This is a genomic window from Niallia sp. FSL W8-0954 (assembly GCF_038005605.1).
Taxonomy (GTDB): Bacteria; Bacillota; Bacilli; order Bacillales; family Cytobacillaceae; genus Niallia; species Niallia circulans_A.
In genome coordinates this window covers 1061328-1083830 of record NZ_JBBOTN010000001.1, presented here as the reverse complement: position 1 = coordinate 1083830, position 22503 = coordinate 1061328, and the positions used below count along the sequence as shown (strand labels likewise).

Genomic DNA, 22503 nt, shown 5'->3' with positions numbered 1-22503 from the left:
CAATAATCTCATCAATGCTGGAACGCTTGGTTTTTTAACTGGAATTACAATTCTTCCCCATTTGTCTCAATTACTTTTTTATACCAATCAAATGACTTTTTCTTATATCGTTTGCCTGTCCCATTTCCTTCGTTATCTAGATCTACATAAATGAAACCATAGCGTTTTTTCATTTCACCAGATCCTGCACTAACAAGATCTATACATCCCCAAGAGGTGTAGCCTAACAAGTCTACTCCGTCATCAACCGCTTCCATCATTTGTTTAAGATGTTCTCTCATATAATCAATTCGGTAGTCATCTTCAATCGTTTCATTCTCCAGTTTATCTACCGCACCTAATCCATTTTCTACAATGAATAGTGGCTTCTGATAACGATCATACAAGTTATTCATCGTTACTCGTAACCCGATTGGATCAATTTGCCATCCCCACTCAGATACTTCAAGATACGGATTTCGTAGGGAACCAAACGCATTACCAGATTTATTACCTGCATTGATAGCAGGATCTGCACTCGTTAAGCGCGACGAATAATAAGAAAACGAAATAAAATCAACTGTATATTCTTTCAGTAATCGCTCATCATCTGCTTCCATCTGCAAATTCACACCTAATTCACGAAACATCCGTTTAGTATAAGACGGATAAGCACCGCGTGACTGAACATCAATAAAGAAATATTGTTTTTGATTTTCTTTCACTGATTTCAATAGATCATGAGGATGACAAGAGTATGGATAAATTTCACCAGCAGCTAACATGCATCCAATCTTAAAATTGCTGCCATTTATTTCTCTTGCTGCTTTCGTTGCCAAACTGGAGGCAACAAGCTGGTGATGTGCTGCTTGAAATTTTATTTGATCAGCATTTTCATCATCATCGATTATTAATCCTCCACCAAAAAACGGAATATGAAGAAGCATATTAATCTCATTAAATGTTAACCAATATCTCACTTTATCTTTATAACGCTCGAAAACTACCTTTGCATATCGTTCATAATATTCAATGAGTTTACGGTTTCTCCAGCCACCATACTTTTCAACCAAATATAGCGGTGTATCAAAATGGTTTATTGTAACAAGTGGTTCCATTCCATACTTATGGCATTCAGAAAAGAGATCATCGTAAAATTTAAGTCCTTCCTGATTGGGCTCCAGTTCATCCCCATTTGGAAAAATCCGCGGCCAGGAAATAGATGTGCGAAAGACTTTAAATCCCATTTCAGCAAATAACTTTATATCCTCTTTATACGTATGATAGAAATTAATTGCCCTATGACTTGGATAATAGTCATATTTTGTTTCTAAAGCTTTTTTAGGATTATATAATGCCTCCCAGCGTTCTTTTCCTGCAGGCAAAATATCTACTAACGCTCGTCCTTTTCCGCCTTCTTGATAAGCACCTTCAGCCTGGTTAGCGGCAATGGCTCCACCCCATAAAAAGTCCTTTGGTAAACTCATTCTGCGTCTCCCTTTCTTTGCTCTTCTAGAATCTTGCCTGTAACTATCCTTCTAGATTACTAATTCACTCGCTCTAATACCTTGTTTCTTGTTTATCCTTTATACAATGAAATAATAATGTTTAATTCTTTTCATTTACGAAAGCGCCTTCTAAACGAATTATAATTTATTCCTGCTATTTGTGGATCATTTCTAGCAATCTTGGGAAAGCGCTTCATAGTTTGGGAATATTCTAGATATCCAAACTATATCTTCGATGTGATTCTTCCTTTTATATACAAAAAAACCTAGCCTTTTTATAAGGACTAGGTTTGAATAAGGACGAAGCCATAAAAATAGCTTTATTATATTTATGACTGGAATCGTAATTTATTTGAAGTTTAATCTCTTGATCATAACTAAACAGTAATTATGTTTTTCTATTCAGATATTCGGCATAACTATAGACTAACATTTCAATAATGGCATGAATTGGACTATATAAAGAATAAATATTTCTCATACTTGTTGGTGAATCTATATAGGCATAAATATTAAATGTCGAATGATTGGCTAACCAATTATTGGAGTTGGCAGTAATCCCAACTATTTTGACATTCTTTAGAATAGGGGTAGTCAATGCTTCCTTTAGAATCGGATTATTGCCCGATCCGGAAAAGACTATAAGTAAGTCTTTATCACACATTCTTTCGATCATTAGTTGATAAAGGCTTGTATGCCCAAAAGGAAGCACCTGCATCTCTTTCCCCACACCTAAGAACATTCTTTGTAATTCAGAGGCTTGGTTCTGTTGTGCCCAGCCTGTGCCAATAATATAAATATGTTCACTGCTATCAATTGCTTGAAACATTTCGTCCATATTCATATTTTTTAAATGTTCAATTGTAGTAGTAACACTATTTACGATTTGTTCGCCTAGACTACTATTAACAACAGGATTATCTGAAAAAAAATTCCCCCATTTCATGAAATTTTTCAGCTCGGTAAATCCAGAAAAACCTAGTTTTTGAGCAAATCGCAGGACTGATGATTTAGATGACAAACTGTTATTTGCAAGCTGGTTAATGCTTAACGTATGGATGATTTCTTTATTTTGTAAGATATATTTTGCTATTTCCATTTCTCCGTCGCTAAAAGAATTATATCGTTCATTTACCAAACTTTCGAGTTTCATTAGATAACCCCTTTATCCACCTTTTTAAGTTCTAGTATTCCTAAAACTATATGTAATTATATTATCACAACTTTTTTTCAAAATGGATGAAAGTTATCTCTTTATCTTTGATTATTACCAAAATAGAAATAAGGATGAAGAATATTCTCCTCATCCCACCTCGTAATATGCAGAACAAATTAACTAATGGATGTAATTAGTTATGCATATTAAAATAAGTATTATAAAGCTCGATTGCACCGCCTAAAGCAACGGATTTTTCTCCTATAGTGCTTTTTTGAATAATAATAGTATCTTTTTGATATACATTATTTTTAATCGTTTTTACTACTTCTTGATAATAAGAAGGATATTGATATATTAATTTTCCATGCAAAAACACTTTTGTAGGATGCAATATATTAACCATATTACTTATCCCAATACCATAGTAATAGGCTGATTCTAAAACTAACTCTTTTACTAATGGATCATTCTTTTCTATTGCTTCTATAATATATTCAAAAGCATTGATTTCCTTTTTTGGAAAAGAAACTTCCTTTTTCTCCATTATTTTTTCCAATAGTGCTTCATAGGTTGTATAAGTGGCTAAGCATCCTTTTTTTCCACAAATACATTGTCTTCCATTAATATCAATAACGATATGCCCAGCTGCACTCGAATCACCTTCATGATTATTGCCGATTATTCCTCTTTCTAAAAATCCAGTTCGAACACCATATCCATTGATACAATACAAAATAGAATCATCTAACAAACTGTTTAAGTAGTATTCTGCATATGCTGCTGTATTTGCACCATTGTTTAAAGTGATTGGCACAGGAAATTCCTGTTTTAGAATATCTACAATTCGTACATTATTCCATGCACTAGCTGCAAAACTATCAGGATTAAGAATGATTCCTTTTTCCCTATCCAGCGGGCCAACAGAACCTATCCCTATTCCGAGTAAGTACTCTTCCTCAATCTTATGCATCTCTAATAACTTCCTTAAATCCGAAATCAATTTAGGAACTAATCTATCTGGTGTATCTGTAGTCTCAAGCTTTGTTTGTATCTTTCCTAATTCTTCAAAGGCAATATTAGTAAGAATACAAGTTACATGTGTCCTAGATATATCAATCCCAATCACATATGCAGCATCTGGCAGAACCGCATAATAGGTAGGTGGCCTTCCTCCTGTTGGTTCTCCTTTTCCATCATTGTATATATATCCTTTATCATGTAATTCATAGATAATTCTTGTTAAAGTTGTTTGAGGTAAATGAAATACTTGTAACATCTCGTTCTTAGAGGCTCTTTTATGTAAATGAATGTATTTATAAATTTGTTTTTTGATATTATTTTTCTCGGAAGTATCTAATAAAAATTCCTTTAACATATCATCACTCTGTTCCATGTTTTTTTGTTAATATATCATACCTATTGAATAATATGGAAGAATTAAATCATTCCTTTATCAAAATCCCTTAAACTCCAGCTGCTTCTCCAATTATTTTTATATTACTCTTTAAAAAAGACTAACATGGATTCTTTATTTAAGACCTAATTCATTTCTCTCGCATAATGAATAGCCACTCTTTTATAATAAAACAAAAGGAGGAGTAGCAAATGGATTATGTTAAATTAGGATCTACTGGTTTAGAAGTCTCTCGTCTTTGTCTTGGTTGTATGAGTTATGGGGAACCCGATCGTGGCGGACATGCATGGACATTAACAGAAAATGATAGTCGTCCCTTTATCAAAAAAGCATTGGAGCTTGGCATTAACTTTTTTGATACTGCTAACGTCTACTCTGATGGATCAAGTGAAGAGATAGTAGGACGGGCATTGCGTGATTTTGCCAATCGTGATGAAGTTGTGCTTGCTACAAAGGTACATGGAAGAATGCGTCCAGGTGCTAATGGAGCTGGTCTTTCCCGCAAAGCAATTATGAGTGAAATTGATAATAGTTTAAAAAGGCTTGGCACCGACTATGTTGACCTCTACCAAATACATAGATGGGATTATGAAACACCTATTGAAGAAACAATGGAAGCATTACATGATGTTGTCAAAGCTGGCAAAGCCCGCTACATTGGTGCATCCTCCATGTTTGCATGGCAATTTTTAAAAGCAAATCATGTAGCAGAGAAAAATGGCTGGACTCGTTTTGTTTCCATGCAAAATTACTTAAATCTGCTCTACCGAGAAGAAGAACGAGAAATGCTGCCCCTCTGTAAAGAAGAAGGTATTGGAGTTATCCCTTGGAGCCCGATGGCACGCGGCCGCTTAACTAGAGATTGGGAAGACACAAGTACGCGTAAAGAAATGGATGCCTTTGCAAGAACATTATACTCCCAAACAGAAGTAGCAGACCGTCAAGTAGTCGAGCGAGTGAAAGCAATAGCAGAAAAACGCAGTGTGCCTCGTGCCCAAGTTGCCCTTGCATGGGTTTTACAAAAAGAGCCTGTTACTGCTCCAATTATTGGTGCAACGAAACTGCATCATCTAGAAGATGCGGTTGCTGCACTTTCTTTACAATTGTCACACGAAGAAATCGCTAGCTTAGAAGAACCATATGTCCCACATCCAGTTCTAGGGTTCAAATAATTTTTTTTAACCGGGCGTAACCATTAATGTTCGTCCGGTTATTTTAAAAAAGGGAAAAAAATTAGTTTTCTCCCATTAAAGCGAAAGATAAGCTAATTTTCCCCTCTTGATAAAGTTCCCAATCTTTTTTATCTATACTGTAGATAAGCAAGGTTATTGTCGTAAATATTGCTTTAAACTGAGCGAGTTTCAACGTAGTATCATCTACTTCGCCATAGTTAGTAAAAAATTGTTTTCTCCCTTCAGAAGGGCACAGACTGTAGGCAATCGATAAATCCACGGCAGGATGACCAATATGCGTATCTCCCCAATCAATAATTCCCGTTAGTTCCTTTTTTTCATTAATAAGCATATTGCGAATATGGAGATCACCATGTGTAAGGACATGAACAGTTGGGACTGCTATATGGGTTAATTTTTTTGCATAGTCTTCTACTAAATGGAATAAAGCTATATCTTCATGCATACGCAGCTTCTTAATCGAATCGATTAAGCGGGATTTTCTTTTATCAATATGAAGTCGATCAAATTCATCGTATGGAACAAGCTTGAATTGCTCGGTGGAGAAAGAATGCAATTTTTTCAAGAAGCGTGCTAATGGCTTTGCCATCTGAATTCTTTCCTTATTCGTTAAACCTTCTGGAGTATTTCCTGGTAAATGCTCATATCCTATAAAAATTCGCGGAAAGATCCTGCTCGCTGACCCTATATAAACCGGCTTAGGTATGGGGATAGGCAGCTGATCTGCAATAATCCGCAATAGCTCCCATTCACTTGTTAAAAGTTTCACCGCTATTTCTCTTCTTGGGAAGCGAAACGTATAACAATCGTTAACGAGAAGGATTGTATTATCAAACCCTTCCCCTATTTCTCTAATAGAATACACACTGATTGGAAACTGTTCCTCCACCAATTGAGAAGCTTGCTCCTTTGTTATGGTGTATTCGGGCTCCCATATATTTGGCATTAGACTCCCTCCTTTCTAATCATTTTAATGATAAACAAAAATAAAGCCAACCAAAGAATAAAATCTATTCTTTGATCGGCTTCGTCATAGAAGGATTAGAGGACTAAATGGTCCGCAACCACCATTGCAATAATTGGTAAAAAGTAAAGGGTAAACGAGTAATAGGTTAGTGGTCATTGGTTTAGCCAGCACCATGTAAACGTACCTTTGTACACAAAAAGAGAAATCCTTCTATCCTTGAATAGGAGTCTCACCTATTCAAGGCAAAAATGGATAAGTAAGTGGCGTTCCTTCCGCACTTTTTCAAGGCAGGAGCAGCAATTTTGATGCCTGCCCGTTAAGCATGCTAAAAAAAATTAAAAATATTTTTCCCCATCAAATTCTAGCTCAATTTGATAGTTTTTGCTGTTAATTAAATTGGATAAACGGTTTGCTTTTCGTTCACATTCTAAGCTTTTTATACGATATTCCTCTGGTTCAAAGGTCGCTACCTTCATTAGTTGAACTGTTTCACTATAAGAATAGACGTATTCTTCCTTTTCCGCTGCCGCAAACTCTTTATATTTTCGTGCCTTTGCGCGGAGCTGTGTCGCCAGTTCAATTGCTTCCACAATGGTGATATTCGTATTTTCAAAGCTAATTTCGTTTTCGATATTGGCACAATACATTAATTTATCAAGCAATCGATAATCAGCTCGTACTTCTTCTAGCTCTTTCTCTACATCAAGGATTGTTCGTTTTTGCTTCGGAATAGGCTTGCCTGCTTCAACTTGTACAAATGCAACTCTATCCATTTCCTCCTCTAGTTCATGAATTCGCTTAGAAAGGACACTTTTTAATTTAACTGCTTCTGCTTGTGAAATTTTATTCATCTTTACCTCCAATAGGAAATGTTAGTATAACTGGGGAATTATCTTGAGGCTATTAATTGGAAATTACTAGAATCCTATTTTACTATTAAATAAGTATTTTTTTCAACTATTAACCTATAAGTACAAAAAAAGGATTCCTTAAAAAAGGTCATCCACTGTTTTTTTTCTTATTCTTTTATGATTACTTCCGGTTCCTCTTTTTTCGTCTTTATGATAAACATTGAAATGGCTTGAACAATCGCAATACAGCCCAGCATGATTCGAGTATAGAAATGATCTACAAGGATAGCACTGACAGCTAAGCAGATATAGCACGTGATAATGATTTTGATTTTCTGCTTTTTCGTCAATTCGCCTTTACGAAATCCTTTCACATAGTCACGATAAAACGTTGTAGAACGAAACCATTTATTAATACGCTCAGAACCCCGTGTATAGAAAAAGGATGTTAATAATAAAAAAGGTGTAGTTGGCAGCAAAGGCAAAAAGGCTCCAATTATTCCTAAAACCAAAAAAACTGTCCCTAGAAATATATAGATCCATCGATAAATAGGCTTCATCTTTTGCTCCCTTCCTACCCTTTTTAAGCAACATTCCATTTCATAAACGGCCAAATTCCTAACGTCTTTTTCTTTTCGCTCCTCTAACAACATCTCTTAAACCAAAAAGAAGCATAATTACACCAGAGGATAAAAACTCCACACGGAAGATATCCGTATCAAGCACTCCTGCTGCATAAAGAACAATTCCAATGACATTAATTAACAGAATGATATTTACGATTTTTGTCATTTGCTTTCCTTTCTTAGGATTAACTTCTATCCTAATCACGTACAGTATGTAATTACTATTATTGAATGAAACAATCTACGTTACACTATTCTACTTCGCCATTTTACAATAAAAAGAAGGAAATAACTATGTTTTCTTTTAAAATGGGATAGAAAGATTTAGTCTGTCTCCAATATTTTCCCCTTGTTTGTAAATACATAAACTTTAGAGAAAGCAAATTAGCTCATTTTGTCAAAAAGTTCATTTTCCTTAACATTTCGATAACGAATCTTGTTATTAATGACTTAAGAATTATGCTTAGAAAAGAATAGTACCATTTCCACCACTTATTCCATTCAATTAATTTTGTCTTATTTTCAGCCCATAATTCAATAATAAAAAAGGGAAGAGTAAAAAAAATCAATTTATAGAAAATAGCAAAGGGCTTATCTCTCTTCGTTAATTGATTATAGAAAACAGTAAATGTCGGATAAATTAAGAAATCAAATAATATATGTATATTAAATATCTTCGGCAGAAAGCGAACTGGATATCTAATTACTTTATGAGATGTTAAAAGCATATCAAGCAAACCATTGGTAATAGCATTATACACAAACACAATAATCCAATCTCTAATTGGGGGGTTTCTATATAAAATCGGCAGCAGGATCAATAAATTCCCGATAAGTAATCCATTTAAAAATCGTTTCTCCATTTTATTTTTCTCCATTAAATACCACCTCAGCATTAATATGCGCTTCCTTGAGCGGTTTATTCGATACTTTTGAATTATGTATTAGTTACAAAGGTAAATGGAATACTAAACCGTAAAGGTGGTGGATGTAATGGATTTCCCAACTATACAAACAAACTTCTGGGATGCTGTCATCGCAGTCCCTGTAGTGATGATTATGACACAATTACTGAAAATGATGATAAAGATACCGAAAAAATATGTTCCGACCATCGCCCTAGCTTTGGGATTATTGATTTCTGTCTTTATTAGTCATAGACATAGTCTTGTTGCTGGTTTGTTTATGGGCTGGTTTTACGGCTATTCAGCCATTGGTTCCTATGCTTCTATGAAAACAACGATTTTAACTTTTCTTGAAAAGAGGAAGAAAAAGGCAGGCAAATGATAAGATATTCAATCGCAACCATATTTAATCGTATACAGTTTATTTGAGGATGCATGGAAAGTTTCTCTGCCATTCAAATAAGTAACTTCTTAGCTATATTTTCACAAATGTAGTGACACTTCTTTTAGAAGCAATGGTTCGGCTTGAAAGATCTTCCCGCCATCTTTTAGGATCCAATTGATATGCACCATATTGATCCTTATACGTTTTCTTCCAAAGATTAATGGTTCTTGCTTCTTCTGGAAAATTTTCAGAGAGCGTTATACCATTTCGTCCTTCTTCATAAATATAGTGTTCCACAACATCCCCTAATTGCATAAAGTCATCAAGAAAGATTATTAACTCTCTATCATCTTCATCCACTTCATAAACATATGGTAATGTAAAAGGTAATACCTCTTTATATGCTTCACCACTTAGAAAAGAGTAGTTATTGTCTCCTTCATGAAATTCAGGAATAGCTCGCATGGTAGCAATAAAATAATGACTCGTCATTTTTCCACTTCTTTCTCTAGAATTAATTTAATATCGGAGTAAAACCTACTCTTTTTTAATATTTGCTAGTATTGTATAATATCAATTACCAAACGGTAAACAATCTACTTAAGAATTGGGGATGAAAATGAATAGATTTTCTCTTGCTACTATATTAACAATTTTTATTCTGATTTTATTTATGATGGATATGATTACCGATAAACTTTTTGTCATAGCCTTTATTCCTTTGAGTATTTGGATGCTATTTATCGGTGTCTCTGAATTTAAAAAAACATTAAAAAATAGAAGTACTGTTGAAGAAGATGCAAACAAGCTTAAATAAGAAAACACAAAAATATTCCTTTTTACTCTTTCTTACTAGTCATTCTTCACAAAGTGATGGTCTCTCTAAGTTTTAATCTTTGTAAAAGTAAAGACTTGTATCAGTCATTAAATTTTGTATACATTTAGACTTGTTAGGCCTACATAAGTACCATTTTGTCAAAAAGAGTCTAATAATGGCCAAATGAGAGAGTGCTCTTAAGAAAAAAGTATTATAACATAGACGTCCTATTCCATCACACTTGTCCTATCAAAAAAACACAACCCATTTGATGAGTTGTGCTTCTATTTTTTATGCGTACATCTGTCCCTCCTCCTCTTTCCGGAAGAAACTTGCCATAGCATTGAACACATCGGCTTTTTGTCTTAGTAAGTAGTAGCGGAATCTTTCATCTTGAATATTTTTGTAGGCAGACATGAGCGTACTGTGTCGATTGTATTGGTTAACTTCCCCATAGCCAAACATATTGGATACTTCCATCAGCTCTTCTACTAGCTTGACACATCGAGCATTATCGGACGTTAAATTGTCTCCGTCTGAAAAATGGAAGGGATAAATATTAAATCTGCCTGGATCATACTTATCATTAATCAATTCTAATGCTTTGCGATAAACAGAAGAACAAATCGTGCCACCGCTTTCTCCTTTAGAAAAGAAATCTTCTTCCGACACAACTTTTGCTTCCGTGTGATGGGCAATAAATTCTATTTCTACTGTTTCATATTTGGTGCGAAGAAATCTCGTCATCCAGAAGAAAAAGCTTCTTGCCATATACTTTTCCCATAACCCCATCGAGCCGCTCGTATCCATCATCGCAAGGACAACTGCTTTGGACTCTGGTTTTTGTACTTCGTTCCACGTCTTGAATTTTAAATCCTCGGGATAAATCGGGTGAAATGCTGGTTTCCCAGACATGGCATTGCGCTTAAATGCTGAGATCATTGTTTTTTTCTTATCAATATTACCCATTAAGCCTACTTTTCTAATATCATTAAATTCAATATTTTCCACAACAATTTGATCTTGTTCTTTTCGTTTTAAATTCGGTAATTCTAATTGCTTAAATAGAGCTTCTTCTAATTCCATTAAAGAGACCTCTGCTTCAAAATAATCTTCTCCTGCTTGATCTCCTGCTCCTTGCCCTTTTCCTGGGCCTTTTTGATTTCCAGAACCATCGCGTGCGACCACATCGCCAACTTGACTGTCTCCATTCCCTTGCCCAATATGTTTGTTTTTATCGTAATTATATCGAATCTTGTATTCATCTAATGAACGAATCGGAATTTTTACAACTTCTCGCCCATTTGACATGACGATGTTTTCTTCTGTAATTAAATCAGGGAGGTTATTTTTAATGGCCTCCTGCACCTTTTCCTGATGTCGCTGTTGATCATCGTGGCCTTTGCGATGGAGGGACCAATTTTCTTGGGATATTACAAACTGATGTTTATTTTGCTTTTCGGTCATTTTACCCCTCCTAAAAATTTTTTCTACGTTTTGTGCACATATGAAGTCCTTTGCGCATACACTAATTTGGGTATCACTCTATCTAAATAAAGTGATTACTCTATCATATGCAGTTGTCTTAAATAATTTACTAATAATTTCGATAATTTTACTTTTTTTAGAAAAAGCTTTAGATATGCTCCAATTATTCACTTTTCTTTATCTTTAGGCGAAAAGAGGAACAGACGTCTTTTAGCCTGTTCCTCCTTGACCAATTTAATTAACGATTTAATAAGCTTCCTACATAACGCAGCAACTCATTTGCTGAAGTGGAATTATAGCCGTGTTCATCGATAAGGCGTGCAACCACTTCATTTACTTTCTTCAATTGCTGTTCATCTGGTGTCTTAGTAGATGTAGTAATTTTTACAACATCTTTCAGATCTGCGAATAACTTCTTCTGGATAGCTTCCCGTAAGCGATCATGAGAGTTATAATCAAATCTTTTTCCTTTTCTTGCATAGGCAGAAATGCGAATCAAGATTTCTTCACGGAAAGATTTCTTTGCATTTTCGGAAATACCAATTTGCTCTTCAATCGAACGCATTAGTTTTTCATCTGGATTGATCGGCTCGCCCGTTAATGGGTCACGAAGCTTATTTTTATTGCAATAGGCTTCTACATTATCTAAATAGTTATCCATTAACGTTTTCGCTGACTCTTCATACGAATAAACAAATGCCTTTTGTACTTCTTTCTTCGCAATTTCATCATATTCCTTCCGTGCTAAGGAAATGCAATTTAAATACTTTTCTTTTAATTCATTCGTAATAGAAGAATGCTGATCCAAGCCTTCTTTTATAGATAAAAGCACATCTAATGCATTGATGCTTGTGACATCTTTGCGAATAATGGTAGAAGAAATCCGGTTAATCACATAACGGGGATCAATGCCACTCATTCCTTCATCGCCATATTCATTTTGCAGTTCCTTCAAATCAGCCGAACTGAAGCCTTCTACACTTTCGCCATCATATAGACGCATTTTTTTCACTAAATCAATATCACCTTTTTTCGGCTCCTTTAATCTAGTTAAAATCGTAAAGATAGCGGCTATCTTTAAAGTGTGTGGGGCAATATGAACATCGGCAACATCACTTTCGCGAATCATTTTCTCATAGATTCTTTCCTCTTCTGATGCTTTTAAATTATATGGAACTGGCATGACAATAATCCGGGAATGCAGTGCTTCATTCTTTTTATTGGAAATAAAGGAGCGATATTCCGTTTCATTTGTATGGGCCACAATCAACTCATCAGCAGAAATGAGAGCAAACCTTCCCGCTTTAAAGTTTCCTTCTTGTGTTAAGGATAATAAATGCCATAAGAATTTCTCATCGCATTTTAACATCTCCTGGAACTCCATCATCCCTCGGTTTGCCTTATTCAGCTCGCCATCGAAGCGATAGGCTCTTGGATCTGATTCAGATCCATATTCAGCAATTGTCGAGAAATCAATACTTCCCGTTAAGTCAGCAATATCTTGGGACTTCGGATCAGATGGACTAAAGGTTCCTATTCCAGTTCGCTTATCTTCTGAGAAAAATACTCTTTCGACGATTACATCTTCGATTTTTCCATTATATTCTTCCTGAAGTCTCATCATATTAAGTGGTGATAAGTTTCCTTCAATGCGGATTCCATATTCATCATAAAAATCTTTTCTTAGACTATGTGGGATCATATGAAGTGGATCTTCATGCATTGGGCAGCCTTTAATCGCATATACCGCTCCACGATCCGTGTACGTATATGCTTCTAAGCCTCTTTTTAACATGGTTACCAATGTCGATTTCCCACCGCTGACTGGACCCATTAGTAATAGAATACGTTTCCTTACATCTAAACGCTTAGCAGCTGGATGGAAATATTCCTCTACTAATCTTTCTAACGGCTCTTCTAAACCAAAGAGCTGATCAGAGAAAAATTTATATTGTTTTTTTCCATTTACTTCATCAATACCTGCATCTTTAATCATGTTATAAACCCTTGAATGCGCGGATTGACCAACCCATGGCTTTTCCTTCAATATTTCTAGGTACTCTTCAAATGTCCCTTCCCACTTCAACAACTCTTCTTCTTGTCTATGCATCTCGATTTTCTTTAATATACTCATATGGACCTCCCCTGTCACTTTATCAGAGACGATTAATATAATCTATGCACCAGCGAATACGAACATGCTTAAAAGAGGGAATAGTTTTTTTAGTGAAGCGAACTAATTGGAGGAAAAACCTTTTCTTTCGTAGGGGGACCGCTATCTTATAATCACTAATTTCTTACGCTCTTGTATTAGAAGTTAAAACCATCAAAAAAGAAAAATTGACTTGTAAAAATATACCTTTATAATTAGCACTAGGTACTAATACTAACTAATAATAAAATATGAGGTGGATCAAATGGTCGGAGCGAGAATAACAGCTATCGGTACTTATGTACCTAAACGAAGATTAACTAATTTAGAACTTGAGCAAATGGTTGATACAAATAATGAATGGATTATTCAAAGGACTGGAATAGAAGAACGCCGAATAGCTCGTTCTGATGAATTCACTAGCGATTTATGTATCTCTGCTGTTAAAGATTTAATGCAAAGGTACAATAAAAAAGTTAATGATGTAGATATGATTATTGTAGCAACAAGTACACCTGATTTTCCATTTCCCTCTGTAGCAAGCATTATACAGAATAAATTAGAAATATCCAATACAGGTACCATTGATTTAAGTGCAGCTTGCGCAGGATTTGTTTATGCCTTACACACCGCACACGGATATATCGCATCCGGACTACACAAAAAGATACTTGTTATAGGTGCGGATACATTATCAAAGATTACGGATTACAACGATAGAAGTACCTGTATATTATTTGGAGATGGTGCAGGAGCTGTTTTAGTGGAAAGAGACGAGAAAACAAGCAGTTTCATTGGATTTCATTTAGGAAGTGATGGAAGCGGAGCACAATTTGTATATCGTCCTGGCTTGACAAAAAAAGTAAATGATATTGAATTAATAGATACAGAGTATCTTGTTCAAAATGGTAGAGAAGTTTTTCGATGGGTTGTTAGGAATGTGCCAAACAATGTTAAGAAAATTTTAGATAAAACACATATCAGTATGGATAAAATAAATTGGTTTATACCTCATAGTGCTAATTTAAGGCTAATCGAACCTATTTGTGATAAATTGGGGTATCCGATGGAAAAAACATTATATAGCTTAACCAAATTTGGCAATACTTCTGCTGCTTCCATCCCTTTAGCACTTGACCTAGGTATTCGAGAAGGAAAAGTAATGAACGGGGACAAAGTACTAATGTACGGCTTTGGTTCAGGTTTGGTTCATGCTGGAGAACTTTTAGAAATAAATTTTGACGAAGCTAATAATGAAACAAGTACGTTATAAAGAACATCTTAATGCCACTATTTATTAAAAGTTCATTAATCATTTTTAAAGCGAGAAAAATGACGTGTCAAATTCACACGTCATTTCTGTCATTTTATCGATTTGCATCTTAAAACGAAACCCTTCAGTATTCCTCGACACTGTTTTTTTACTTATTTCAAATCAAACTTCTTCTGCTGCACAAATTCCTTCATATACATACGTGATTTTTGCTCAAAATTAGCAGCCATTTGCGCAGTCCATGTATCCGATCTTGCTCCATTTGTTCTTTCCTGATAATAAGCTTTGATTTCTTCATTATATTCCTGTAGACCTTTTTTATATTGTGCTTCATCTTGCTCATATTGATCTTCATGATAAATATGATGAAAAGGAGCTCTAGGCTTTTTCTCTGTTTGTTGGTCTGGATGACCTACTACTAAAGCAAATAACGGCAGAACATAATCAGGCGTTTTCAATAGCTGACTTACTTCCACTAAATTATTGCGAATACCACCTATATAACAAATACCAAGTCCTAATGATTCTGCAGCAATGGCCATATTTTGCGAAGCAAGCGCAGCATCAATAAGGCTTACCATAAACTTTTCCGTGCTTTCAATGGAGTCCTGAGCGGCTTCCTTCTTTCCTTCCATTTCAGCAGCAACTGTATGACGATATAAATCAGCACAGAAAATAAATAAATGACCATTATTCTCTACGTATTGCTGATTTCCGGCTAGGACTGCTAGTTTTTTCTTTTTCTCCTTATCCTTTACCCCAATAATACTATATGCTTGTACAAAGCTAGAGGTAGAAGCACTTTGCGCAGCTTCAACAAGGAGACGAATTTGCTCTTGTGTTAACTCCTCATCTGTAAATTTTCTAACAGAATGATGATTGAGTATGGTTTCGATTGTTTGATTCATGAGATCTTCTCCTTTGTTTTTTCTTATTGTCTCCCAAAATTACTGATAGTAACTATAATATAATATACCAATAATCTTTTAGACCAAAAGAATTAGCTTGCTAAACTAGCTGCTTTTTTCACTGTATTTCAAAAAAATAAACAAGTATACGTAGAATCTTCGTATACTTGTTTCGATTTATCCAGTTTTCTGGTTTCATTTTATTTTAAATGAGCGAAGTTTTGCTGTCTTAAAGCCTCATAAATAAGGACAGCTGCTGTATTCGAAAGGTTGTAGGAAAGAATATTGTCCGTCATTGGAATTCGTAACGTTTTATTTACATTATTCTGAATGACTTCTTCAGGGAGACCTGTTGTTTCACTTCCGAAAATAAAATAATGCTCTTTATTTATCGCACTGTAATCGAAGGAGTCATATGGAGTTTCCCCTGCCTTCGTCACATAGTAAAAAGCTCCACCTTCATTTTTATCGTAAAATTCCTCTAAAGAGTCATAATAATAAATCTTAACAAACTCCCAATAATCTAAGCCGGCTCTCTTTAACGCTTTATCCTCCATAGAAAATCCAAATGGTCGAATTAAATGAAGCACCGTGTCTGTTCCCGCACATGTTCTGGCTATATTGCCTGTATTGGAAGGAATTTGTGGTTGGTATAAAACAATATGTATTGCCAAGTTTGTCACCTCTAACTATTACTTTCCGTTCCATTATACACTTTGTGAAAAGGAAATGCGAAAGAGATAAATCTCTTTTTTATCCATCAATAATCGTAAAAAATTTGTATTTAATATTCGGTGTATAAGCTGTCGAATCTTCATATTTCCAGTAACGCATGCGACTATTATACGTATGCGCATTTACTAATGGCTCGCCATTCGCATCTTTTCCCGTAACAATCGTTGTATGATTATATTTCCCATCACCTTCAAAATCATAGCAAATGACATCTCCAAGCTTTAACTCCATGGCACTATCCACCCGCTTTGCCCGCAAGCCAGCAGTAGAGGTTTCTAAGTATCTTGGGAACGCATTTGCTACGGCCCAGCTATAACTCCAATTATTATTTTGCATCCACCAGCCTTTATTTCGATTAGGATAGCCTCTCATTGGTGCCCCGCCTTCATGGACACACTGAGATATATAATTGGTGCAATCTACTTCAAATTGATGGTATTTCGGATTATAGCTATTCCACCATTTTTCTGCATATTGAACAGCCTTTAAACGATCATACTTATAGCGGCTTTCTCTTTCTTTCGTTTCTCGCCATTCTTCCGCTAATGGCACCTCTCGATAGTCTTCTGGATAAGCTGGGAGAACCTCTGTATCTTCAATTATTACCCCCTTGTAAACAACAGCTTTTCTATTTTCCACCTCTTCTTCAATCAAAAAAAGCTCGCCTTGCTTGATAAAATATTGAAGATGAACAGAATACACTAATTCTTCTGTCTCATCCGCCTTTTTTTCCATATCTTCAATTTTCCCTTTTGCCTTTACATGAACAATTTCAGCCTTTCTTTTATACATGCTATTTCTTTTTCTCTCTAATTTTTCATCCACTATTGCTTCCCTATCCTTTGTAACGCATTGCTGAATCCTTTTCTCGATTAACTCCATTAATTGTTGTCTCATTCCATCTACTCCCTTCATTAATAACTATGTTAAAGCGGAGTAGAAGTATACAAAAAAAGAAGGCATTGCTAGCCTTCTTTTTTCTTCTCGTATTAATTTGTTAAAATGATAAAGAGTATTTTTCTAATGAACGCCTGTTTTCTGCTTGCTCTGTGGATTTTTAGCGTTCATCCAACTGCTGAACACCACTTTTTCTCTTGCTCCACGAGATTTCGGCTTTCATTCGACTTATGAACACCACTTTTCCCCTTGCTCCACGGGATTTCAGCTTTCATTCGACTTATGAACACCACTTTTCCTCTTCCTCCACGGGATTTCGGCGTTCATCCAACTGCTGAACACCACTTTTTCTCTTCCTCCACGGGATTTCGGCTTTCATCCAACTGCTGAACACCACTTTTTTTTCTCTTGCTCCACGGGATTTCGGCTTTCATCCAACTGCTGAACACCACTTTTCCTCTTGCTCCACGGGATTTCGGCTTTCATTCGACTTATGAACACCACTTTTCCTCTTCCTCCACGGGATTTCGGCTTTCATCCAACTGATGAACACCACTTTTTCTCTTCCTCCACGAGATTTCGGCTTTCATCCAACTGCTGAAAACCACTTTTTCTCTTCCTCCACGGGATTTCGGCTTTCATCCAACTGCTGAACACCACTTTTCCTCTTGCTCCACGGGATTTCGGCTTTCATCCAACTGATGAACACCACTTTTTCTCTTGCTCCACGAGATTTCGGCTTTCATTCGACTTATGAACACCACTTTTCCCCTTGCTCCACGGGATTTCAGCTTTCATTCGACTTATGAATACCACTTTTTCTCTTGCTCCACGAGATTTCGGCTTTCATTCGACTTATGAACACCACTCTTCCCCTTCCTCCACGGGATTTCGGCTTTCATCCAACTGCTGAACACCACTTTTCCTCTTGCTCCACGGGATTTCGGCTTTCATCCGACTTATGAACGCCTCTTTTCCTCTTCCTCCACGGGATTTCGGCTTTCATCCGACTTATGAACGCCTCTTTTCCTCTTCCTCCGAAAAATTTCAGCATTCATTCCTATTAATTATTTTGCTAACCGCTGTAATGCATCGTCCATTTCTTTTAATACTTCATGATCAGATTCTTGTTGTTTGGCTGATTCTAGGGCTGTCTTTGATTCATCGCCGCCGATTTTCCCAAGTGCCCAAGCGGCTGTTCCTCTTATTACTGGTCTTGGATCTTTGTTCATGACTGTAATTAAATCACCGATTGCACCTTCTTCTTTAAAATGGGCAAGTGCAATAATCGCATTACGCTGGATCGGCTTCTTCCCACGCCATGAACCAGAAATATGACCATATTTTTCTTTAAATTCTTTATTACTGATAAAAAGAAGTGGTTGAAGCAATGGTTTTGCGATTTCAGGGTCTGGTTCCATTTCTGGATGATTATGAAAATCAATGCCCTTATTTTTTGGACAAACCGTTTGACATGTATCACAGCCATAAATTCGATTTCCAAGCTTTTCTCTGAATTCTTCCGCTAAAAAGCCCTTTGTCTGTGTTTGAAATGCTATACATCTTTGTGCATTTAATTGTCCACCTTGAACAAGGGCACCTGTTGGACATACATCAATGCATTTATTACAAGTTCCACATTGATCCTCCATCGGTGTATCAGGCTCGATTGGAAGATTGGTAATCATCTCGCCTAAATAAACATACGAACCAAATTCAGGAGTAATGATTGCACAGTTTTTTCCAGACCAACCAATTCCCGCTCGCTGGGCAACTGCACGATCCACTAATTCCCCGGTATCAACCATTGACTTACACAAAGCATCTGGAATTCGTTCTTTTATATAATCTTCAAGCTTTTGCAAGCGATCTTTTAAAACAACATGGTAATCTGTTCCCCAGGAAGCACGACAAAAAATCCCTCTGCGCTCCCCTTTTTTGCTAACTACTCTTTCCTTCATTTTAGAAGGATAAGCTAATGCAATCGAAATAATGGACTTTGGCTGATGTAATAGAAGGGAGGGATTTACCCGCTTCTCAATATCCTTCTCTTCAAAACCAGATTGATAGTTTAACTCCTGCTGGGTTATTAGTCGTACTTTCATTTCTTCAAAGGTGCTCGCACTCGTAAAGCCTATTTTATCGATCCCGATCGTTTTACTATATGCAATGATATCTTTCTTGAATTCACGGTAATCCATAGGGCCCCCTCCTTCCTTTTCATTGGTTTTTTATAAAGATTACGCTAAAATATAGAATAACATAGACAACTATTATATTGGAGGTGTATATATTGGATATTTCAATCGCAAAAGAGATTAAAGAACGTATACCCAATTTTAAGATTGGCTTCATTCATTATCAAGGCATGCAAGTAATGGACACCCCGCAAATGATTAAAGGGCGGATGCGACTTTTTCAAGAGTCTATTTTTTTTGATTTAGAAGATAGTAATGTAACGGATATCCCTTCTATAAAAGAATGGCGGGAAATCTTTAAAAAGACAGGCAAAGATCCAAATCGTTATCGTCATTCAGCCGAAAGCCTGCTGAGACGCATCAAAAAACAGAATTACTTAGAACCAATTAATAGTAGTATTGATATTAATAACTTCTTTTCCCTTCAATATGGTATTCCGATCGGTATTTATGATTGTGCCAATCTTCAAGGAAAAATAAACATACGTATCGGAAAAGAAAGCGAACAATACGCTGGTCTTAACGGAAGAATAAATTCGATTGAAAATTTGATTGTATCAGAAGATGAACTTGGTCCATTTGGAAGCCCCTTTGTCGATTCAGACAGAGCCCCTGTCCAATCATCTACGAAAAATGCCATTCAAATCATTTATCTCCCACCCTCTATTGCAAATGAAAAAGCCAAACAAATGGTAGAATCTCTACTTAAAATGTTTCTACAAGTTCATGGAGGAGAAGCCACATTTTCCATTGTGGAATAATATAGTTGGGAGAAGCGTTTTTTATAAAACGCCTCTTCCAACTATTTTCTTCGTAAAATATAAAAAACGCAATGCTTCGTTCTTAATGAAACGAAACACTGCGTTGTGAGTTATGTATGGAGCGGGTGATGGGAATCGAACCCACGACATCAGCTTGGAAGGCTGAGGTTTTACCATTAAACTACACCCGCATTTATTAAGTTTTCTTTACTGTTTTTTAACATGTCCTTAACACGTTTTTTATTATATAACCATCATGTAAAAAATGCAACCTTTTTTTCGACAAATTTTTTATTATTTCTTTCCGTTTCTATTTCTTGCACCAATCTACTGCATATAGTTTTCATTGGTTAAGGGAATCTACCTATCTTTTCAAACCTTCAAGCTAGCCTCCTAGATCGTCTCTGTCTATGGGGCCATCCAATTCGTTTCTATGATATATCATAGCAGATTCCCTTGCCAAATCTTCTACATCAACATTCTATTCAACATCGAGATAATTATTAATACTTTTTTATTCCTTTACAATTCTTTTACTTTTAATTGATAGGGATGACAATAGACCAGTTTACTTTTTAAAAGTAAATCCGGCCTTTTAATTTAGAATATTTCATTTAGGAAAAATGGATTTCCCCTCTTTCCATGCAAAGCCTGCAATTCCTACTAACAGTACTCCCATAATGAGTACATAAGTCGTTACAGCCCCCGCTACCCCGAAAGACTGAGATAAATAGCCAAGACCAATAACTGGCAGGCTCACACCAAGATAAGTAATGACAAAGAAAGTAGATACAATATTTCCTTTCGTTTTACTTGGAGCTACTTCATTAACTAGTGCCAGACTTCCTGCATAAGCTGGTCCATTTCCTCCACCAATCAATACAGCAGAAATCAACAGTAAGGTCAGTGATTTCGTATCAATCGTAATAACTAGAAAGATAAGACCCAATGCAAGAAACACATATCCAATTGTCATTAATTTCATTAGTGATAATTGTTTTAATAAAATTTGATTAAAAGCAGCAGCGATTAATCCAAGTGCTACAACTACGCCTGATATTGTTAAACTAGTTACCGTTGTAAAGCTAGACAGATTAGACGGAATTAACGACATAAACATACTAATAATCGACCATGCTACAAAAGAAGTAAATGATGCTAGTAAGAATGGTTTCATAATCTCTTTTGGAACAAATGGCTTCTTCAATTGAACAGGCTTTAAACCAGGTTTAATATTTTCATTTAAGAAAAATAGGAAGATAAAGCATGGAATGATAAATAATAAATGTACATAATAGGATAATCTCAATGGGATTGGAGCAAAATCACCAAGTAATCCGGAGAGAATTGGGCCGAATGCATTCCCAAGCGTAACAGCAAGAGCACATATTAACGCAGTCTTTTTTGTATTTTTATTCTCATCAAGCTCCGTTAAAGCAGCTACTGCTACCCCATTTAAAATACCAACAGATAATCCTTGGAATAAGCGACCAATAAGCAGCATTCCCAGACCATTCGCTACGGTGAAGCAAAGAGTTCCTATAAGGGAAAAGAAAATTCCCGGGATAAGTACTTTCTTTTTTCCAATCTGGTCGGATAATTGCCCCGCAATCACAATTGCTGGAATAACCGTAAAAGCATAAATAGCAAATACAAGGGTAATCATTCCCGATGTAAGTCCCCATTCTACACGGTAAAGCGAATACAGGGAGGCAGGAATATTCGTACCGAATAATGTTAAGAACAAGCTACAGGCAACTAGCCAGTAAGATACTTTTTTACTTAGTGTTTTTTGCTCTCTTAGGGTTTGAATAGTATTTGTACGTTGAAGCAGTCGTTGCTGAAAAGCCGATTGATGAATAGCATCTGCATCCACCTCTACAACATCCATTAATCCCTGTAATCCTAGGATAAGGTTTTGTACTTGCTTCTCTTCTGCCGAACTAGAAATTTGTATTCTAGTCGTTGCTTCTCGTTTATATTTTTTCGTTTTGATATCTTCAATATTAACATGATGCGTTCCAAATAAGCTGGATATACGAGCCAGAACTCCCGGCTGATCGTTTACAAGCATCGAAATGCGATATGCTGAAGTCATGAGCTCTTCACTCCCTTGTTAGTTTCCATCTTCTATTTTATGATTGAATAAATATAAAGTCTATACATTTGTAAGAAAATATAACATGAATTCTTCGACAAATTATTCCAAGCTGATATTACGCGTTTTATTCTATTTTCCAATACATAGCTCAGTCTTAATTAACAGTATTTTCAGAAAAATGTTGCA

General features: G+C 35.8%; 21 protein-coding genes and 1 tRNA gene. 5 read left to right on the top strand and 17 right to left on the bottom strand.

All coding sequences use genetic code 11. The features are described from left to right. Window positions 1-44 precede the first annotated feature (44 nt). The 3 genes from NX902_RS05350 to NX902_RS05340 form a co-directional block, all read right to left on the bottom strand. On the bottom strand, window positions 45-1466 hold the full coding sequence (locus NX902_RS05350) for a 6-phospho-beta-glucosidase (RefSeq protein WP_095330227.1): 1422 nt from the start codon (window positions 1464-1466) through the stop codon (window positions 45-47). A gap of 409 nt (window positions 1467-1875) precedes the next feature. Then, complete coding sequence (locus NX902_RS05345) at window positions 1876-2640, bottom strand: SIS domain-containing protein (RefSeq protein WP_163188055.1); 765 nt, start codon at window positions 2638-2640, stop codon at window positions 1876-1878. A gap of 196 nt (window positions 2641-2836) precedes the next feature. Continuing rightward, window positions 2837-4039 carry an ROK family protein gene (locus tag NX902_RS05340; RefSeq protein WP_123259025.1) on the bottom strand — a complete coding sequence of 401 codons (1203 nt, stop codon included), beginning with the start codon at window positions 4037-4039 and terminating at the stop codon, window positions 2837-2839. A 212-nt stretch (window positions 4040-4251) separates the two neighbouring features. On the opposite strand from NX902_RS05340, the gene NX902_RS05335 reads away from it, so the two are divergent. Continuing rightward, the gene (locus NX902_RS05335; RefSeq protein WP_163188051.1) at window positions 4252-5232 is read left to right on the top strand and encodes an aldo/keto reductase; all 981 of its coding nucleotides are present in this window, start codon (window positions 4252-4254) and stop codon (window positions 5230-5232) included. A gap of 61 nt (window positions 5233-5293) precedes the next feature. Here NX902_RS05335 and NX902_RS05330 read toward each other — a convergent pair whose 3' ends face one another. The 5 genes from NX902_RS05330 to NX902_RS05310 all read right to left on the bottom strand — a co-directional run bounded on the left by NX902_RS05330 (window position 5294) and on the right by NX902_RS05310 (window position 8575). Further along, window positions 5294-6199: a phosphotransferase gene (locus NX902_RS05330; protein WP_163188049.1), complete on the bottom strand. Its 906-nt coding sequence runs from the start codon at window positions 6197-6199 to the stop codon at window positions 5294-5296. 356 nt (window positions 6200-6555) lie between these two features. After that, window positions 6556-7071, bottom strand: a complete 516-nt coding sequence (locus NX902_RS05325; protein ID WP_123259882.1) for a hypothetical protein — start codon at window positions 7069-7071, stop codon at window positions 6556-6558. A 167-nt stretch (window positions 7072-7238) separates the two neighbouring features. Next, window positions 7239-7631 (bottom strand): DUF454 family protein, encoded by a 393-nt coding sequence (locus tag NX902_RS05320; RefSeq protein WP_163188047.1) that lies wholly within the window; start codon window positions 7629-7631, stop codon window positions 7239-7241. A gap of 58 nt (window positions 7632-7689) precedes the next feature. Then, the gene (locus NX902_RS05315) at window positions 7690-7863 is read right to left on the bottom strand and encodes a hypothetical protein (RefSeq protein ID WP_163188045.1); all 174 of its coding nucleotides are present in this window, start codon (window positions 7861-7863) and stop codon (window positions 7690-7692) included. Between the two features lie 223 nt (window positions 7864-8086). After that, window positions 8087-8575, bottom strand: coding sequence for a CBO0543 family protein (locus NX902_RS05310; RefSeq protein WP_163188043.1), 489 nt, complete (start codon window positions 8573-8575; stop codon window positions 8087-8089). A 115-nt stretch (window positions 8576-8690) separates the two neighbouring features. Between NX902_RS05310 and NX902_RS05305 the strand changes: the two genes are divergently transcribed. Further along, window positions 8691-8984 carry a hypothetical protein gene (locus NX902_RS05305; protein WP_095258692.1) on the top strand — a complete coding sequence of 98 codons (294 nt, stop codon included), beginning with the start codon at window positions 8691-8693 and terminating at the stop codon, window positions 8982-8984. 93 nt (window positions 8985-9077) lie between these two features. Here NX902_RS05305 and NX902_RS05300 read toward each other — a convergent pair whose 3' ends face one another. Next, a complete protein-coding gene (locus NX902_RS05300) occupies window positions 9078-9479 on the bottom strand; it encodes a hypothetical protein (RefSeq protein ID WP_095330235.1) in 402 nt (133 codons plus the stop codon). 127 nt (window positions 9480-9606) lie between these two features. Here NX902_RS05300 and NX902_RS05295 point away from each other — a divergent pair, with 127 nt between their 5' ends. Then, window positions 9607-9804, top strand: a complete 198-nt coding sequence (locus NX902_RS05295) for a hypothetical protein (RefSeq protein WP_123259883.1) — start codon at window positions 9607-9609, stop codon at window positions 9802-9804. A gap of 291 nt (window positions 9805-10095) precedes the next feature. Here NX902_RS05295 and yhbH read toward each other — a convergent pair whose 3' ends face one another. Beyond that, entirely contained in the window at window positions 10096-11271 is a 1176-nt protein-coding gene (yhbH, locus tag NX902_RS05290) for a sporulation protein YhbH (RefSeq protein ID WP_047942843.1), read from the bottom strand. A gap of 259 nt (window positions 11272-11530) precedes the next feature. Beyond that, entirely contained in the window at window positions 11531-13426 is a 1896-nt protein-coding gene (locus NX902_RS05285) for a PrkA family serine protein kinase (RefSeq protein ID WP_047942845.1), read from the bottom strand. 283 nt (window positions 13427-13709) lie between these two features. On the opposite strand from NX902_RS05285, the gene NX902_RS05280 reads away from it, so the two are divergent. Next, complete coding sequence (locus NX902_RS05280; protein ID WP_095330237.1) at window positions 13710-14717, top strand: ketoacyl-ACP synthase III; 1008 nt, start codon at window positions 13710-13712, stop codon at window positions 14715-14717. Window positions 14718-14869: 152 nt separating this feature from the next. Here the strand turns inward: NX902_RS05280 and nfsA are convergent, their stop codons facing one another. The 4 genes from nfsA to queG all read right to left on the bottom strand — a co-directional run bounded on the left by nfsA (window position 14870) and on the right by queG (window position 19458). Beyond that, on the bottom strand, window positions 14870-15625 hold the full coding sequence (gene nfsA, locus NX902_RS05275) for an oxygen-insensitive NADPH nitroreductase (RefSeq protein WP_123259020.1): 756 nt from the start codon (window positions 15623-15625) through the stop codon (window positions 14870-14872). A gap of 200 nt (window positions 15626-15825) precedes the next feature. Further along, complete coding sequence (gene trmL, locus NX902_RS05270) at window positions 15826-16299, bottom strand: tRNA (uridine(34)/cytosine(34)/5-carboxymethylaminomethyluridine(34)-2'-O)-methyltransferase TrmL (RefSeq protein ID WP_163188428.1); 474 nt, start codon at window positions 16297-16299, stop codon at window positions 15826-15828. Between the two features lie 79 nt (window positions 16300-16378). Then, window positions 16379-17257, bottom strand: coding sequence for an amidase domain-containing protein (locus NX902_RS05265; RefSeq protein WP_095330240.1), 879 nt, complete (start codon window positions 17255-17257; stop codon window positions 16379-16381). Between the two features lie 1067 nt (window positions 17258-18324). After that, window positions 18325-19458 (bottom strand): tRNA epoxyqueuosine(34) reductase QueG, encoded by a 1134-nt coding sequence (gene queG, locus NX902_RS05260; protein ID WP_095330244.1) that lies wholly within the window; start codon window positions 19456-19458, stop codon window positions 18325-18327. 92 nt (window positions 19459-19550) lie between these two features. Here queG and NX902_RS05255 point away from each other — a divergent pair, with 92 nt between their 5' ends. Then, window positions 19551-20216, top strand: coding sequence for a B3/B4 domain-containing protein (locus NX902_RS05255; RefSeq protein WP_095330245.1), 666 nt, complete (start codon window positions 19551-19553; stop codon window positions 20214-20216). A gap of 117 nt (window positions 20217-20333) precedes the next feature. On the opposite strand, the gene NX902_RS05250 is transcribed toward NX902_RS05255, so the two are convergent. Both NX902_RS05250 and NX902_RS05245 read right to left on the bottom strand, forming a co-directional pair. Further along, window positions 20334-20407, bottom strand: a tRNA-Gly gene (locus NX902_RS05250). A gap of 419 nt (window positions 20408-20826) precedes the next feature. Then, window positions 20827-22314, bottom strand: a complete 1488-nt coding sequence (locus NX902_RS05245; RefSeq protein ID WP_095330246.1) for an MFS transporter — start codon at window positions 22312-22314, stop codon at window positions 20827-20829. Between the last annotated feature and the right edge of the window lie 189 nt (window positions 22315-22503).

What these genes read in the sequence shown, in the direction of transcription:
- NX902_RS05350 (WP_095330227.1), bottom strand. Translation starts at nt 1,466, where the DNA reads ATGAGTTTACCAAAGGACTTTTTATGGGGTGGAGCCATTGCCGCTAAC.
- NX902_RS05345 (WP_163188055.1), bottom strand. Translation starts at nt 2,640, where the DNA reads ATGAAACTCGAAAGTTTGGTAAATGAACGATATAATTCTTTTAGCGAC.
- NX902_RS05340 (WP_123259025.1), bottom strand. Translation starts at nt 4,039, where the DNA reads ATGGAACAGAGTGATGATATGTTAAAGGAATTTTTATTAGATACTTCC.
- NX902_RS05335 (WP_163188051.1), top strand. Translation starts at nt 4,252, where the DNA reads ATGGATTATGTTAAATTAGGATCTACTGGTTTAGAAGTCTCTCGTCTT.
- NX902_RS05330 (WP_163188049.1), bottom strand. Translation starts at nt 6,199, where the DNA reads ATGCCAAATATATGGGAGCCCGAATACACCATAACAAAGGAGCAAGCT.
- NX902_RS05325 (WP_123259882.1), bottom strand. Translation starts at nt 7,071, where the DNA reads ATGAATAAAATTTCACAAGCAGAAGCAGTTAAATTAAAAAGTGTCCTT.
- NX902_RS05320 (WP_163188047.1), bottom strand. Translation starts at nt 7,631, where the DNA reads ATGAAGCCTATTTATCGATGGATCTATATATTTCTAGGGACAGTTTTT.
- NX902_RS05315 (WP_163188045.1), bottom strand. Translation starts at nt 7,863, where the DNA reads ATGACAAAAATCGTAAATATCATTCTGTTAATTAATGTCATTGGAATT.
- NX902_RS05310 (WP_163188043.1), bottom strand. Translation starts at nt 8,575, where the DNA reads ATGGAGAAAAATAAAATGGAGAAACGATTTTTAAATGGATTACTTATC.
- NX902_RS05305 (WP_095258692.1), top strand. Translation starts at nt 8,691, where the DNA reads ATGGATTTCCCAACTATACAAACAAACTTCTGGGATGCTGTCATCGCA.
- NX902_RS05300 (WP_095330235.1), bottom strand. Translation starts at nt 9,479, where the DNA reads ATGACGAGTCATTATTTTATTGCTACCATGCGAGCTATTCCTGAATTT.
- NX902_RS05295 (WP_123259883.1), top strand. Translation starts at nt 9,607, where the DNA reads ATGAATAGATTTTCTCTTGCTACTATATTAACAATTTTTATTCTGATT.
- yhbH (WP_047942843.1), bottom strand. Translation starts at nt 11,271, where the DNA reads ATGACCGAAAAGCAAAATAAACATCAGTTTGTAATATCCCAAGAAAAT.
- NX902_RS05285 (WP_047942845.1), bottom strand. Translation starts at nt 13,426, where the DNA reads ATGAGTATATTAAAGAAAATCGAGATGCATAGACAAGAAGAAGAGTTG.
- NX902_RS05280 (WP_095330237.1), top strand. Translation starts at nt 13,710, where the DNA reads ATGGTCGGAGCGAGAATAACAGCTATCGGTACTTATGTACCTAAACGA.
- nfsA (WP_123259020.1), bottom strand. Translation starts at nt 15,625, where the DNA reads ATGAATCAAACAATCGAAACCATACTCAATCATCATTCTGTTAGAAAA.
- NX902_RS05265 (WP_095330240.1), bottom strand. Translation starts at nt 17,257, where the DNA reads ATGAGACAACAATTAATGGAGTTAATCGAGAAAAGGATTCAGCAATGC.
- queG (WP_095330244.1), bottom strand. Translation starts at nt 19,458, where the DNA reads ATGGATTACCGTGAATTCAAGAAAGATATCATTGCATATAGTAAAACG.
- NX902_RS05245 (WP_095330246.1), bottom strand. Translation starts at nt 22,314, where the DNA reads ATGACTTCAGCATATCGCATTTCGATGCTTGTAAACGATCAGCCGGGA.